The 13,191-nt window shown below is 66.2% G+C and carries 14 protein-coding genes; 6 read left to right on the top strand and 8 right to left on the bottom strand.

Features of this window, described 5'->3' with window-relative positions:
• Window positions 1–24: 24 nt before the first annotated feature.
• The 3 genes from cgtA to rplU all read right to left on the bottom strand — a co-directional run bounded on the left by cgtA (window position 25) and on the right by rplU (window position 1,815).
• Window positions 25–1,077, bottom strand: coding sequence for an Obg family GTPase CgtA (gene cgtA, locus IB223_RS05480; RefSeq protein WP_192200625.1), 1,053 nt, complete (start codon window positions 1,075–1,077; stop codon window positions 25–27).
• Window positions 1,078–1,233: 156 nt separating this feature from the next.
• Window positions 1,234–1,494, bottom strand: coding sequence for a 50S ribosomal protein L27 (rpmA, locus tag IB223_RS05475; protein WP_142123858.1), 261 nt, complete (start codon window positions 1,492–1,494; stop codon window positions 1,234–1,236).
• Window positions 1,495–1,506: 12 nt separating this feature from the next.
• Complete coding sequence (gene rplU, locus IB223_RS05470) at window positions 1,507–1,815, bottom strand: 50S ribosomal protein L21 (RefSeq protein ID WP_055935657.1); 309 nt, start codon at window positions 1,813–1,815, stop codon at window positions 1,507–1,509.
• Window positions 1,816–2,248: 433 nt separating this feature from the next.
• Here rplU and uvrA point away from each other — a divergent pair, with 433 nt between their 5' ends.
• Window positions 2,249–5,194 (top strand): excinuclease ABC subunit UvrA, encoded by a 2,946-nt coding sequence (uvrA, locus tag IB223_RS05465; protein WP_192200624.1) that lies wholly within the window; start codon window positions 2,249–2,251, stop codon window positions 5,192–5,194.
• Window positions 5,191–5,619, top strand: a complete 429-nt coding sequence (locus IB223_RS05460; protein WP_192200623.1) for a thioesterase family protein — start codon at window positions 5,191–5,193, stop codon at window positions 5,617–5,619. The genes uvrA and IB223_RS05460 overlap by 4 nt, the downstream gene beginning before the upstream one ends.
• A 176-nt stretch (window positions 5,620–5,795) precedes the next feature.
• On the opposite strand, the gene IB223_RS05455 is transcribed toward IB223_RS05460, so the two are convergent.
• Window positions 5,796–6,218: a copper chaperone PCu(A)C gene (locus tag IB223_RS05455; protein ID WP_192201259.1), complete on the bottom strand. Its 423-nt coding sequence runs from the start codon at window positions 6,216–6,218 to the stop codon at window positions 5,796–5,798.
• A 59-nt stretch (window positions 6,219–6,277) separates the two neighbouring features.
• On the opposite strand from IB223_RS05455, the gene IB223_RS05450 reads away from it, so the two are divergent.
• Window positions 6,278–7,054 carry an enoyl-CoA hydratase/isomerase family protein gene (locus tag IB223_RS05450; protein ID WP_192200622.1) on the top strand — a complete coding sequence of 259 codons (777 nt, stop codon included), beginning with the start codon at window positions 6,278–6,280 and terminating at the stop codon, window positions 7,052–7,054.
• 12 nt (window positions 7,055–7,066) lie between these two features.
• Here the strand turns inward: IB223_RS05450 and IB223_RS05445 are convergent, their stop codons facing one another.
• The 3 genes from IB223_RS05445 to IB223_RS05435 all read right to left on the bottom strand — a co-directional run bounded on the left by IB223_RS05445 (window position 7,067) and on the right by IB223_RS05435 (window position 9,594).
• Complete coding sequence (locus IB223_RS05445) at window positions 7,067–7,918, bottom strand: sulfurtransferase (protein ID WP_192200621.1); 852 nt, start codon at window positions 7,916–7,918, stop codon at window positions 7,067–7,069.
• Window positions 7,915–8,718 (bottom strand): DUF1289 domain-containing protein, encoded by an 804-nt coding sequence (locus IB223_RS05440; RefSeq protein WP_192200620.1) that lies wholly within the window; start codon window positions 8,716–8,718, stop codon window positions 7,915–7,917. The genes IB223_RS05445 and IB223_RS05440 overlap by 4 nt, the downstream gene beginning before the upstream one ends.
• Window positions 8,719–8,892: 174 nt before the next feature.
• Window positions 8,893–9,594, bottom strand: a complete 702-nt coding sequence (locus tag IB223_RS05435; RefSeq protein ID WP_142123851.1) for an FKBP-type peptidyl-prolyl cis-trans isomerase N-terminal domain-containing protein — start codon at window positions 9,592–9,594, stop codon at window positions 8,893–8,895.
• Between the two features lie 162 nt (window positions 9,595–9,756).
• Between IB223_RS05435 and IB223_RS05430 the strand changes: the two genes are divergently transcribed.
• From IB223_RS05430 to nth, 3 genes are read left to right on the top strand one after another with little or no spacing between them, the layout of a single operon-like run.
• The gene (locus IB223_RS05430) at window positions 9,757–10,539 is read left to right on the top strand and encodes an enoyl-CoA hydratase-related protein (RefSeq protein ID WP_192200619.1); all 783 of its coding nucleotides are present in this window, start codon (window positions 9,757–9,759) and stop codon (window positions 10,537–10,539) included.
• A 16-nt stretch (window positions 10,540–10,555) separates the two neighbouring features.
• Complete coding sequence (locus IB223_RS05425) at window positions 10,556–10,939, top strand: hypothetical protein (protein WP_192200618.1); 384 nt, start codon at window positions 10,556–10,558, stop codon at window positions 10,937–10,939.
• Window positions 10,936–11,604, top strand: a complete 669-nt coding sequence (nth, locus tag IB223_RS05420; protein ID WP_192200617.1) for an endonuclease III — start codon at window positions 10,936–10,938, stop codon at window positions 11,602–11,604. The genes IB223_RS05425 and nth overlap by 4 nt, the downstream gene beginning before the upstream one ends.
• A gap of 178 nt (window positions 11,605–11,782) precedes the next feature.
• On the opposite strand, the gene IB223_RS05415 is transcribed toward nth, so the two are convergent.
• Entirely contained in the window at window positions 11,783–13,081 is a 1,299-nt protein-coding gene (locus IB223_RS05415; protein WP_192200616.1) for a porin, read from the bottom strand.
• Between the last annotated feature and the right edge of the window lie 110 nt (window positions 13,082–13,191).

Below are 13,191 nucleotides of genomic sequence, written 5' to 3'. Positions count from 1 at the left end.
CCGCCTTCCGGCGGGCTTTTTTTCTCAGCCCTCGCGGGCAGCCTCGTCGGCCTCTTCCTTCAGGCGGTCGAAGAACGCCATCACGTCCTTCATGATCGGCCAGGTGCCCTCGCGCGAAATGGCGGACACCTGGTACCACGGCTGGGTCCAGCCAAGGCTGGCGATGATCTCGTCCGCCCGCTCCTTGGCCTCGTCCTCGAACATCAGGTCGGCCTTGTTGAGCACCAGCCAGCGCGGCTTCTGCAGTAGTTCGGGATCATGCTTCTCGAGTTCGCGCTCGATGGCGCGGACCTGCTCGACCGGATCGATGCCGTCCACGCCGCCCTCCATCGGCGCCATGTCCACCAGGTGCAGCAGGATGCGCGTGCGCTGCAAGTGGCGCAGGAACGTCGCGCCCAGGCCGGCACCGTCGGCGGCGCCTTCGATCAGGCCCGGGATGTCCGCGATCACGAAGCTCCGGTGCGCTTCCACGCTGACCACGCCGAGGTTCGGGTACAGCGTGGTGAACGGATAGTCGGCCACCTTCGGCGTCGCCGCCGACACCGCGCGGATGAAGGTGCTCTTGCCGGCGTTGGGGAAGCCGAGCAGGCCGACGTCGGCCAGTAGCTTCAGTTCCAGCTTCAGCAGGCGCTCCTCGCCCTCTTCGCCCGGGGTCGCTTTGCGCGGCGCACGGGTGATTGAGCTCTTGAAGTGCATGTTGCCCAGCCCGCCCTTGCCACCCTTGGCCACCAGCAGGCGGTCGCCGTGCCGGGTCAGGTCACCGATCACTTCGTCGGTACTGACATTGGTCACCACCGTGCCCACGGGCACCGTGATGGTCAGGTCTTCGCCGGCCTTGCCGTACATCTGCCGACCCATGCCGTTCTCGCCACGCTGGGCGCGGAACTGGGTCTGGTGGCGGAAGTCGACCAGGGTATTGAGATTCTCGTCAGCCTGCAGCCAGACACTGCCGCCGTTGCCGCCATCACCTCCGTCCGGCCCGCCCAGCGGAATGAACTTCTCGCGGCGGAACCCCACGCAACCGTTGCCGCCGTTGCCGGCGCCGACCTGGATTTCTGCTTCGTCTACGAGTTTCATGGGATTGGACTGACGTAATGGGGGAGAAGGTGCAACAGGTGCATGAAGCGGGGTGGAAGTCAGGGCGTTGAAATCATGCCGCAGCCGCAACCACGGTGCCCGCAAACGAAAAGCCCCGCACGCGGCGGGGCCCTTCGCTCGGCGTGTGCGAAAGCCTCAGGCTTCCGTTACCACGCTCACGGTGCGGCGCTTCTTGGCGCCCTTGATCGAGAACTCGACCTTGCCATCGACCAGCGCGAACAGCGTGTGGTCGCGGCCCAGGCCGACGCCCGGACCCGGATGGAACTGGGTGCCACGCTGGCGGATGATGATGTTGCCCGCATCGATCGCCTGACCACCAAAGACCTTGACGCCCAGCATCTTCGGGTTGGAGTCGCGGCCGTTGCGCGATGAGCCTACGCCCTTTTTATGTGCCATGACTGCTTCTCCTTACTTGTTGATGCCGGTGATTTCGATTTCGGTGTAATGCTGCCGGTGACCCTGGCGCTTCATGTGGTGCTTGCGGCGGCGGAACTTGATGATGCGCACCTTGTCGGCGCGGCCATGGCCGACGACCTTCGCGGTGACGGTGGCGCCCTTCAGGGCGTCGCCCAGGCTGATGGTCTCGCCATCGCCCAGCATCAGGATGTTGTCGAAGGTGAGTTCGTTGCCGGCTTCGGCTTCGAGCTTCTCGACGCGGAGCGTCTCGCCCTTCATCACGCGGTACTGCTTACCGCCCGTGACTACGACTGCGTACATGTGGATTCCTTGGTTTCTGTAGTTATTTTCTGGAGCCTGCCTGCCATCGAGGGCGGACAGAAGCGGAATTTTAGTGGATTCAGCGAGTTACGGTCAACCCGCTCCCCGCCCCGACCAGCCTCCGGCTCCCCGGGACTTTCTTCACGGACAGGGAGTGTCCGCATTGGCGCGCAGACTGGCGCCTGAGGGCGGTAACAGGTCCCGTCGGCAACGAGGCAGACCATTGTAGATCAATGACTTGCATGGATTGCCCCCGCCGTGGCCTGCTTGCGGACGGCGGTCGCGGGCACGGCAGCAGCCTGGCCCACCCGACCGGCTGCCCGGCTGACTGAGCGCCCACCCGAACCCGCTGCTTCGCTGGCAATGGCGCTATTTGCCCCCACCTAGTCACATCGCTACGCTTCCTTGTTCGCTTTCCGGATCCCCCCACCCGATGGCCATGGACTTCATCCGCATCCGCGGAGCCCGTACCCACAACCTCAAGAACATCGATCTCGACCTGCCGCGCGACAAGCTGATCGTGATCACCGGCCTGTCCGGTTCCGGCAAGTCGTCGCTGGCGTTCGACACCATCTACGCCGAGGGTCAGCGCCGCTACGTGGAATCGCTGTCCGCGTACGCGCGGCAGTTCCTGTCGGTCATGGAAAAGCCCGACGTCGACCACATCGAGGGTCTGTCGCCGGCGATCTCGATCGAACAGAAGTCGACCAGTCACAACCCGCGCTCGACGGTCGGCACGATCACCGAGATCTACGACTACCTGCGCCTGCTGTACGCCCGCGTCGGCCTGCCGCGCTGCCCGGACCACGGCTATCCGCTGGAGGCGCAGACCGTCAGCCAGATGGTCGACCAGGTGCTGGCCCTCGACGGCGAGCAGCGCTACATGCTGCTGGCACCGGTGATCCGCGAGCGCAAGGGCGAACATGCGCAGGTGTTCGACCAGCTGCGCGCGCAGGGCTTCGTGCGCGTTCGCGTGGATGGTGAGTTGCACGAGATCGATGCCGTGCCACCGCTGGCGCTGCGCCAGAAGCACACCATCGAAGCGGTGATCGATCGCTTCCGTCCGCGCGAGGACCTCAAGCAGCGCCTGGCCGAGAGCTTCGAGACCGCGCTGAAGCTGGGCGACGGCATGGCGCAGGTGATGTCGCTCGACCAGCCCGATGCAGCCCCGCTGCTGTTCTCGTCGAAATATTCCTGCCCGGTCTGCGATTACTCGCTGCCGGAACTGGAACCGCGCCTGTTCTCGTTCAACTCGCCGGTCGGCGCCTGCCCCACGTGCGACGGCTTGGGCGTGGCGCAGTTCTTCGACCCCTCGCGCGTGGTCGTGCATCCGGAGCTGTCGCTGGCCGCCGGTGCCGTACGCGGCTGGGATCGTCGCAATGCTTACTACTTCCAGCTGATCGCATCGCTGGCTAAGCATTACCAGTTCGACACCGACGCGCCGTGGCAGTCGCTGCCGGAGAAAGTGCAGCAAGCGGTGCTGTATGGCAGTGGCGAAGAGGTGATCACCTTCACCTACCTCACCGAGTCGGGCGGGCGCACGCAGCGCAAGCATCGCTTCGAGGGCATCGTGCCGAACCTGGAACGCCGCTATCGCGAGACGGAATCGCCGGCCGTGCGCGAGGAGCTGGCGAAGTACATCAGCGATCGTCCCTGCCCCGATTGCCAGGGCGCACGCCTCAACAAGTCCGCGCGCAACGTGTTCGTCGCCGACCGTCCGCTGCCATCGCTGGTGGTACTGCCGGTGGACGAAGCGCTGGCGTTCTTCCGCGGCCTCGACCTGCCCGGCTGGCGCGGTGAGATCGCTACCAAGATCGTCAAGGAAATTGCCGAACGCCTGGGATTCCTGGTCGACGTGGGCCTGGATTACCTGACGCTGGAACGCAAGGCCGACACACTTTCCGGCGGTGAAGCGCAGCGCATCCGCCTGGCTTCGCAGATCGGCGCCGGCCTGGTTGGCGTGATGTACGTGCTGGACGAGCCGAGCATCGGCCTGCACCAGCGCGACAACGAACGGCTGCTTGGTACGCTGACGCGCTTGCGCGATCTCGGCAACACCGTGATCGTGGTGGAGCACGATGAGGACGCCATTCGCATGGCCGACTACGTGCTGGACATCGGACCGGGTGCCGGCGTGCACGGCGGCGAGATCGTCGGCCAGGGCACCCTGGACGACCTGCTGAAGTCACCGCGCTCGCTGACCGGACAGTACCTGTCCGGCAAGCGCCAGATCGAAGTGCCGAAGGCGCGCCACAAGGCGAACCCGAAGATGACGCTGCACCTGCGCGGCGCCACCGGCAACAACCTGAAGGACGTGGACCTGGACATCCCGTCGGGGCTGTTCACCTGCATCACCGGCGTATCGGGTTCGGGCAAGTCCACGCTGATCAACGACACGCTGTACTCGCTGGCCGCGAACGAGATCAATGGCGCCTCGCACAAGCCGGCACCGTACCGTGAAGTGACCGGCCTGGACCTGTTCGACAAGGTCGTCGACATCGACCAGTCGCCGATCGGCCGCACGCCGCGCTCCAATCCGGCAACCTACACGGGCCTGTTCACGCCGCTGCGCGAACTGTATGCGCAGGTGCCGGAGTCGCGCGCGCGCGGCTACTCGCCGGGACGTTTCAGCTTCAACGTGCGTGGCGGCCGCTGCGAGGCCTGCCAGGGCGACGGCATGATCAAGGTGGAGATGCACTTCCTGCCCGACGTGTACGTGCCCTGCGATGTCTGCCACGGCAAGCGCTACAACCGCGAGACACTGGAAATCCTCTACAAGGGTTACAACATCAACGACGTGCTGGAAATGACGGTCGAGGATGCGCTGACCCTGTTCGAGCCGGTGCCGTCGATCGCGCGCAAGCTGGAAACGCTGATGGACGTGGGCCTCAGCTACATCAAACTGGGCCAGAGCGCGACCACGCTGTCCGGCGGCGAAGCGCAGCGCGTGAAACTGTCGAAGGAGCTCTCGCGCCGCGACACCGGCCGCACGCTGTACATCCTGGATGAGCCGACCACCGGCCTGCACTTCCACGACATCGAGCACCTCCTGGCCGTGCTGCACAAGCTGCGCGACGACGGCAACACCATCGTGGTGATCGAGCACAACCTGGACGTCATCAAGACCGCCGACTGGGTGGTGGACCTGGGGCCGGAAGGCGGCCATCGCGGCGGCCAGATCCTGGCCACCGGCACGCCGGAAGACATCGCGGCGCATCCCGGTTCGCACACCGGCCGCTTCCTCGCCAAGCTGCTGCCGGAATCGAAGACGCCCAAGGCCAGCAAGCCGGCCGCGGTCGCCAAGCCTGACGTGCTGCCCCCGCGCAAGTCCGCCACCAAGAAAACCACCAAGTCCACGACGAAGAAGGCCGCACGATGAGCGCCACTCCCGATGCCAACGACGCTGGCCGCAAACTGCTGGCGAAGATCCCGATCAGCGTGCGCTGGCGCGACATGGACAGCATGGGCCACGTCAACAACGCCAAGTACATCTCGTACCTGGAAGAAGCACGCGTGCGCTGGATGCTGACGGTGCCGGACGTGTCGATGACGGACCGCATCGCACCGGTCGTGGCCGCCAACAACATCAACTACAAGCGCCCGCTGACCTGGCCGAACGACGTGGTGGTGGAACTCTACGTCGACCGCCTGGGCACCAGCAGCGTGACCATCGGCCACCGCATCGTGTCGACGAAGGACGACAGCGTGCTGTATTCCGACGGCAACGTGGTGGTGGTGTGGATGGACACGCAGACCGGCCACAGCGCGCCACTGCCGGCGGCGATCCGCGCGGTATCGGAATAACGGCGCTCTTGGCCCCCTGTAGGAGCGACGCAAGTCGCGACCGGAATCTTCCTGAGACAGTGGATGCAAAAGGCTATCCAATTGCTTCCGTCTACGCCGGTCCATGCTTCCGGTTCTGCCGTGTCGCTTCAGGTCCGCAGTCGCGACTCACGTCGCTCCTACAGGAATCGACGCGCTCAGGGCGCGGTCTTGCGCACGTCGAACGCGACAGGCAGTGAACGCCCGTCGGCCAGCCTCAGCGTGATCACGACTTTCTCGCCAAACGCTATCGGCGCGTAAGGGCCATGCAGCATCAGATGCAGCCCGCCGGGCTTCAGTTCGGCGGCCTTGCCGTGCGCGATGGGCAGCGCGGCCACTTCGCGCATGCGGCTGACGCCGTTTTCCTCGCGCGTCTCGTGCAGCGACACGTCGGCGAAGGCCAGGCTTTCGGCACCGGTGACGCTCACCGGCTTCGCGCAGGGATTCTCGATGCGGGCGAAGCCCGCCATCATCGGCATCGCGACCGGTGGCAGGCGCACCCAGGCCCCCTTCACCACGGGCAGGCACTCCGCCGCGTTGGCGGAGCCCATGCAGGCGATCAACAGCGCGGACAGACGGATCGTTCCGGAGCGATGGTTCATGCGCCTATGATACTGGCCTGACTTCAGGGAGAGGATGAATGACGGCGCTCATCGACACCACCGATTACGGCGACATCCGCGAGATCCGCCTCGCCCGGCCGCCGGTCAATGCCTTGAATACCGACCTGTGCCGCGCACTGATCGAGGCGGTCAACCACGCGATGGGCGATGGCGCGCGCGGCATCGTGCTGGCCGGCAACCCGAAGATCTTCTCTGCCGGCATGGACGTTCCCTATCTGCTCTCGCTGGGCGACGACCGCAAGGCGCTTCTCGATGCCTGGCAGGCATTCTTCGGCGCGGCGCGCACGCTGGCCGAATCACGCGTACCGGTGGTGGCGGCCATCACCGGCCACGCGCCGGCCGGCGGCTGCGTCCTGGCGCTGTGCTGCGACTATCGCGTGATGGCGCGCAGCGCGGATCCCGCCCGTCCCTTCGCGCTCGGTCTCAACGAGACCCAGGTGGGGCTGGTGGTACCGGAGGGCATCCAGCGCCTGATGCGTCGCGTGGTCGGGAACTACCGTGCGGAACGCCTGCTGGTCGCGGGCGAAATGGTGCCCGCCGAACGTGCGCTCGACATCGGCCTGGTGGACGAACTGATCGACCAGCAGGAGGTTGTCGCCCGTTCGGTGGCCTGGCTGCAGCAACTGCTGGGCCTGCCGCACCACCCGATGCTGCAGACGCGCGCCCTCGCCCGCCGCGACCTGGTCGAGGCCCTGGACCCTTCCCTGATCCAGCTGGAACGCTTCGTCGATGCATGGCACGCGCCCGACACGCAGCAGGCGTTGCGGGCGCTGGTGGAAAAGCTGGGGAAATGACCTGCTCCGGCGTCACTCGCCGCGCGCGATGGGACGCGACGGATCGCTGATCCATCCGCTCCACGAACCCGGATAGACCCGCGCGCCATGGAGCCCGGCGTGCTCGAAAGCGAGCAGCAGATGGCACGCCGTCACGCCCGAGCCGCACATCAGTACGGCGTCGTCGGCGCGCCGGCCGCCGAGCATGGCGGTCAATTCGGCCTTGAGCTCGTCAGCAGGCCTGAAATGGCCGCCCCTGAGGTTCTGCATGAAGGGCCGGTTGAGCGCCCCCGGCACATGGCCGGCCACCGCGTCGATGGGTTCCACTTCGCCGCGGAACCGCTCCGGCGCGCGCGCATCCACAAGCCACCCGCTGTCTTCGTCCAGGCGGGCCAGGATATCGTCCGCGCCGACGATCTGACGTCTATCGAAACGCGCGGGGTAGGCCGGCGCCTTCGGCACCTCCTGTACGGTCGCGGTTTCCGCACCCCCCGCCGCACGCCAAGCGGACAGGCCGCCATCAAGCACGGCAACGCGCACGTGACCCAGCATTTTCAGCAGCCACCACAAGCGCGCGGCGGCCATGCTGCCGTCGGCGGCGTCGTACACCACGACCTGATGCGCCGGCGTGATGCCCCATTGGCCCAGACGAAGGGCGAAGGCCGCCTCGTCCGGCAACGGATGCCGTCCCTCGCTGGCCTTGCCAAGATCCGACAGGTCCTCGTTGAGATCCGCATGGACCGCACCCGGCAGGTGCGATTGCAGGTAAGCCGCGCGGCCGGCCCCGGGCTCCATCAGCGCGAAGCGTGCATCGACGACACGCAGCTGCGGGTCGCCGATGACGGCCAACAGCGCTTCCACATCGACGAGGGTAGTCCAGTTCATGCGAGCCGCTCCAGTCGTTGCCGCAGATTGAACAGGATCGAGGCGGTCGCGCCCCAGATGCGCTGCCCGGGCCATGCGTACTCGAGCACCACGCGACGACGCCCCCGGTAGTCGACCTCCACGCGGCGCAGATTGTCAGGGGAAAGCAGGTAGTCCAGCGGAACTTCGAACACGTCGGCCACTTCGTTCGGCTCGGGCACAGGGACGAACGCGGGGTCGATCACCGCCACGACCGGCACCACCCGGAAGCCGCTGATCGTAGTGAAGGGATCGAGGAAGCCGAGCGGCGTCACCTGGGATGCCGGCAACGCGATTTCCTCATGGCTTTCGCGCAGGGCTGCCGCGACTGCGTCGGTATCCGCAAGCTCGATGCGCCCACCGGGAAAGCTGACCTGCCCACCATGGTGACGCAGGCCGTCCGTGCGGCGCGTCAACAGCACCTGGGTGCCTTCGTCGCGCGGTACCAGCCCTGCCAGTACCGCCGCCTCGGCCAACGGGCCCGGCGGCAGCAGGTCGGCCAGTTCGTCATGATTCCAGCCCGGTTCGCGGGGCGCCGCGCCCAGCGGATGCAGTGCGCGACGCAGGGCGTCGCCTTCGCGCAGGCGCTGTTCCAGCGGCACGCGCGCCCGTTCGCGGGCCGGCAGCACGGCCTCCATCAGACGCAAGCGTTCGTCATCGTTCATCTGCGACCAGCGCGCGATTTCCGAAGTGGTGCGAAGACAGCCTTCGCAGAGCCCGTCGTCATCCAACGTACAGACGCCGATGCATGGGCTGAGCACGGCGCGGAAAGCGGTATTCATTTCATCTGGCACCTGCGGAGGGTAGCGCGGAAACGCTGCCCGCCGCTGAAAAGCACTGCGCCGGCACAAGGCCGGCGCAGACGGAACGTGGTGTTGACAGCCACTGGCTCCCCGCCTGCGCGGGGATGACGCAATGACCGGGGCGCCCGCGCGGTGCGCGGACGCGTCATTGCGTCACTTGACGCTGACCAGCTTGATCTCGAAGACCACCGCCACGTTCGGCGGGAAACCGGTGCGGGGATCGGCACCATAGGCCTTGTCCGGCGGCAGCGCGACTTCCCACTTGGCGCCTGCAGGCATCTGCAGCAGGGCTTCACGCATGGCCGGCATCTCGACAGCACTGACCTTCAGATCCTTCATCTGCTGCGCCGGGCGTGCCTCGGCCGGGCGCTGGCCGAACGGATACGGGCCGGACACCAGCAGTTCGACCGTGCTTGCCTGGGTCGGCTTGGCACCGTTGCCGTTCTCCAGCACCTTGTAGGGGACACCGCTGGCCAGCGACTTCACGCCCGGCTGGCCCTTGAACGTACCGATGAACTGGTCGCTCTTGGTCTTGTTCTCGGCCGCCACCTTGTCGTATTCGGCCTTGGCCTGCTGCGCGCGTGTCTGCTCGCGCTTCTGGAAGGCTTCCAGGGCGGGCTTGAGCTGCTCGGACGTCAGCGCCGGCTTCTGCTTGGCGTAGGCGTCCTGCAGGCCCTTCACCACCGAATTGATGTCCAGCTGTTCGCCACGTGCGGTCAGCTCGGCCAGATTGTTGCCATAGTCGTAACCGAAGTAGTAGCTCAACTTGCCCTTCTCGGACGAGACGTCCTGGGCCAGGGCGCTACCGGCCATGGCGAATGCCGCAACTGCGACCACTAACGAACGCACCTTCATCAACACACTCTCCGGATTGGGCGGCGGCATACCGCCTGGAAATGGACGCGCTAGGATAGCCGCCGGGGCGCTTAACCGCCACTGACGACAGGCTGGTCTGACCGGGCCTTCATGGCAGAGTTCCCGCTTCACTCAAATTTTACAATTCACCGCAGAAAACCCATGCCCGACAGTCTCGTCCTCGTTACCGATGCGGAAGGTGTCCGCCGCATCACCGTGAACCGTCCCGACAAGCTGAATGCCCTCAATGCCGCCACGCTCGATGCGCTGCAGGCGGCGTTCGACGCAGCAGCTGCCGATGCGGCCGTCAGAGTCGTCGTGCTGACCGGCGCCGGCCCCAAGGCGTTCGTCGCCGGCGCCGACATCGCCGAAATGGCAGACCTGCGCGCCACGGAGGGTCGCGATTTCTCCCTGCGCGGCCAGAAACTGATGCGCAGCATCGAGACGCTGCCCAAGCCGGTCATCGCGATGGTGAACGGCTTCGCCCTGGGCGGCGGGCTGGAACTGGCCATGGCCTGCCATCTCCGCATTGCGGCGGATACGGCCAAGGTAGGCCAACCCGAGATCAACCTCGGACTGATCCCGGGCTTCGGTGGAAGCCAGCGGTTGCTGCGCCTGGCCGGGCGTTCGGCCACGCTGGAACTCTGCCTGCTCGGTGCCCCGGTTACGGCCGAGCGTGCACTGCAGCTGGGCATCGTCACCCGCGTGGTGCCGGTGGCGGAGCTGGAGGCCGAGACGGCGAAGGTCGCGGCGCAACTGGCCGCGTCCGCGCCGCTTGCACTGCGCGCAACGCTCGATGCCGTGAATGTCGGCGGCGAGTGCGGCATCGAAGAAGGGCTGCAGTACGAAACCGCGCAGTTCGGCCTGATGTTCGCCACCGATGACATGCGCGAAGGCACGCGTGCCTTCATCGAACGCCGCAAGCCGGCCTTCACCGGGCGCTGAGCGGCGGGGCATCGCGATGACTCCCTGTCCCTGCCCTGCGTGCGACCTCGCGCGGTCGCTGCATGCCCTGCTCATGGCAGACGATGTCGATGGCGCGATCGAGGCGGGCCTCATGACGTTCACTGCCTGCGGATGCATGGGTGACGATGCAGGAACGATCGCGCCCGTGATGCAGGCGCAGGTGCGGCTGCGTACCGCGTGGGACGCCCGCCGCCGCTACCGGTTGCGGCAGGTGCGCCTGGCCCGGCGCGCGCAGGAACGCGAAGCCCGACGCCTGGCGGCCGTCCCTGCCAGCACGGACACCGCGTCCTCCGTCCCGGAGCGCCCTGCGTTGCCTGCCAGCGCTGCGGCAATCCTGGCACGTGCCAAGGCCAAGGCAGCCGACAGGTCGAAGCGATGACGCGTGCGCCCCGGCGCAGTCCCACGCTCACGCGCGCGGAAGTCGTGGAGCTCTTCTCGCGCTTGCGCGAGCTCAACCCGACGCCGACCACCGAGCTGGAATACAGCACGCCGTTCGAATTGCTGGTCGCAGTGACATTGTCCGCGCAGGCGACCGACGTGGGCGTCAACAAGGCGACGCGGCGCCTGTTCCCCGTGGCCAACACGCCCGCGACCTTGCTGGCGCTGGGCGAGGACGGGCTGAAGAAGTACATCTCGACCATCGGCCTGTTCAACGCGAAGGCGAAGAACATCATCGCCACCTGCCGCATCCTGCTCGACGAACACGGCGGCGAAGTGCCACGTTCGCGCGAGGCACTCGAAGCCTTGCCCGGCGTGGGCCGCAAGACCGCCAACGTGGTGCTGAATACGGCATTCGGCGAGCCCACCATGGCGGTGGACACGCACATCTTCCGCGTCGCCAACCGGACCGGGCTTGCACCGGGCAAGGACGTGCGGGCGGTGGAGGACAGGCTGGTGAAGGTGGTGCCGGCGGAGTTCATGCAGGACGCGCATCACTGGCTGATCCTGCATGGCCGCTACGTCTGCAAGGCGCGCAAACCGGATTGCCCGCAATGCGTGATCCGCGACCTCTGCCGGTTCAAGGACAAGACGCTGCCCGGGTGAGCGACGACAGGCATGTCCGCCGCGGGCCTCGATGGCAACTTCTGTGGGAGCGACGCAAGTCGCGATGGACTCGCCGGTAAAACCTCATCGCGACTTGCGTCGCTCCCACAGTGACCCTCCACATAAAAAAAGCCCCGGGACATGCCCGGGGCCTTTCATTTCCATTCCGGCGTGACGCTTACCAGCTGAACTGCGTGCGCAGCGCGTACTGGGCGGTCTCGTCGCCGGTGACTTCGTTGTCGCCCTGCGTGTAGTTGAACATGAAGCGCAGGTTCGGGTTGACGTAGTAGTTCATGCCGAGGATCCAGCTGGTGACCTCGCGGTTCAGCGTTTCGTTCTCTGCATAGTCATAGCGCGCGGTCAGTTCCCACAGGCCCTTGTCGACGTACTTCGGCGATGCGAACACACCCGTCGCCGCCTTGTAGCCCTTGTGGCCGCCGTTGAGCATGAAGCTGCCCTGCACGTAGTAGCTGGTCACGTCCTGGTCGCGGCCGAGCGGCTGGCCGAAGGTGGCATCGGCGTACTCGGCCTGGAAGAACGCGGGACCAAACGAGCCGGCGGCTTCCAGTGCGTAGGCGGTCACCTGGTTGCGGCTCGCACCGGTGGTGGTGGCGATGGCCTGCGACGGGCCACGGCGGCCGGCGTAGTTGAACGTGGCGGCCAGGTTGTCCGAGCCGTTGTTGGCGTTCTCGTAGCTGTACCACGCACCGAAGTGCAGGGTGTTGTTGTCGTTGTTGATCGGCGCGAACGTCACGCGGCCGGCCGAGCCGACGCCTTCGTTGCGTGCACCCGCAGCGCCGCGCAGATTGAACACGCTGACGCCGGCGGTGTAGTTCTCGCCCGCACGCAGGTAGCCCACGCCCTGCTGGAACTGACGGTTGCCGAACAGACCGGTGGCCGAGGCAAACGGACGCTCCATCATCAGCAGTTCGTTGGAGCTGGTCAGTTCTTCCATCGCGCGGTACGGCTTGAAGTGACCGATGGTGAACTTTCCCCCCAGCGCGGACTTGGCGATATAGGCATCACGCAGGCCGTCCAGGTTGGTGCCGGCGCCGAAGTCCTGCTCCAGCTTGTATTCCCAGCCATAGGCCTTGCCGCCCAGGGTCAGGCGCGCGCGACGGAACTCGGTGGTCCCCGTGGTGCTGGCGAGATCGCGATCGAAGGCATAGGTATCGAAGTGGATACGGCCACCCACGGTGGCTTCGAACTTGCCGTCGGCCGAGGTGACCTTGATGCCGCCCTTGGTGTCGATCTTCGGCGAGCCGGTGTTGAGCTTGTCCAGCTGCGCCGCCGTGTCCAGGTTCACGTCCGACTGCGCGTCGGTGCGTTCTTCCAGTTCCAGCAGTTTGGTCTGCATGGCTTCCAGCTGCGCCTTCAGTTCGGCGATCTGCTGGTCACGGTTGTCGGCAGCGGCGGCCGAAAAGCTGGTGCTGCCCATGGCAACGGCAAGCGCGGCAGCCAGGATGGAATAACGCATGGGTGACTCTCCGAGTGGAAGTAGGAGTAAGGACGCTGGCTTCGTGGACGCCGTGCTTCACTTCCGAGTTCACCTTCGGAAATCATTAAGCGCCCGTCAAAGATGCGCTA

Origin of the sequence: Pseudoxanthomonas sp. PXM03 (assembly GCF_014852005.1) — a bacterium.
GTDB lineage: Bacteria > Pseudomonadota > Gammaproteobacteria > Xanthomonadales > Xanthomonadaceae > Pseudoxanthomonas_A.
This window is presented reverse-complemented; position numbering and strand designations above follow the sequence as displayed.

Excerpts from the sequence above, each read along its gene's own strand:
- cgtA (WP_192200625.1), bottom strand. The coding sequence starts at position 1,077 with ATGAAACTCGTAGACGAAGCAGAAATCCAGGTCGGCGCCGGCAACGGC.
- IB223_RS05415 (WP_192200616.1), bottom strand. The coding sequence starts at position 13,081 with ATGCGTTATTCCATCCTGGCTGCCGCGCTTGCCGTTGCCATGGGCAGC.
- IB223_RS05430 (WP_192200619.1), top strand. The coding sequence starts at position 9,757 with ATGCCCGACAGTCTCGTCCTCGTTACCGATGCGGAAGGTGTCCGCCGC.
- IB223_RS05425 (WP_192200618.1), top strand. The coding sequence starts at position 10,556 with ATGACTCCCTGTCCCTGCCCTGCGTGCGACCTCGCGCGGTCGCTGCAT.
- rplU (WP_055935657.1), bottom strand. The coding sequence starts at position 1,815 with ATGTACGCAGTCGTAGTCACGGGCGGTAAGCAGTACCGCGTGATGAAG.
- IB223_RS05450 (WP_192200622.1), top strand. The coding sequence starts at position 6,278 with ATGACGGCGCTCATCGACACCACCGATTACGGCGACATCCGCGAGATC.
- uvrA (WP_192200624.1), top strand. The coding sequence starts at position 2,249 with ATGGCCATGGACTTCATCCGCATCCGCGGAGCCCGTACCCACAACCTC.
- rpmA (WP_142123858.1), bottom strand. The coding sequence starts at position 1,494 with ATGGCACATAAAAAGGGCGTAGGCTCATCGCGCAACGGCCGCGACTCC.
- IB223_RS05435 (WP_142123851.1), bottom strand. The coding sequence starts at position 9,594 with ATGAAGGTGCGTTCGTTAGTGGTCGCAGTTGCGGCATTCGCCATGGCC.
- IB223_RS05460 (WP_192200623.1), top strand. The coding sequence starts at position 5,191 with ATGAGCGCCACTCCCGATGCCAACGACGCTGGCCGCAAACTGCTGGCG.
- nth (WP_192200617.1), top strand. The coding sequence starts at position 10,936 with ATGACGCGTGCGCCCCGGCGCAGTCCCACGCTCACGCGCGCGGAAGTC.
- IB223_RS05445 (WP_192200621.1), bottom strand. The coding sequence starts at position 7,918 with ATGAACTGGACTACCCTCGTCGATGTGGAAGCGCTGTTGGCCGTCATC.
- IB223_RS05440 (WP_192200620.1), bottom strand. The coding sequence starts at position 8,718 with ATGAATACCGCTTTCCGCGCCGTGCTCAGCCCATGCATCGGCGTCTGT.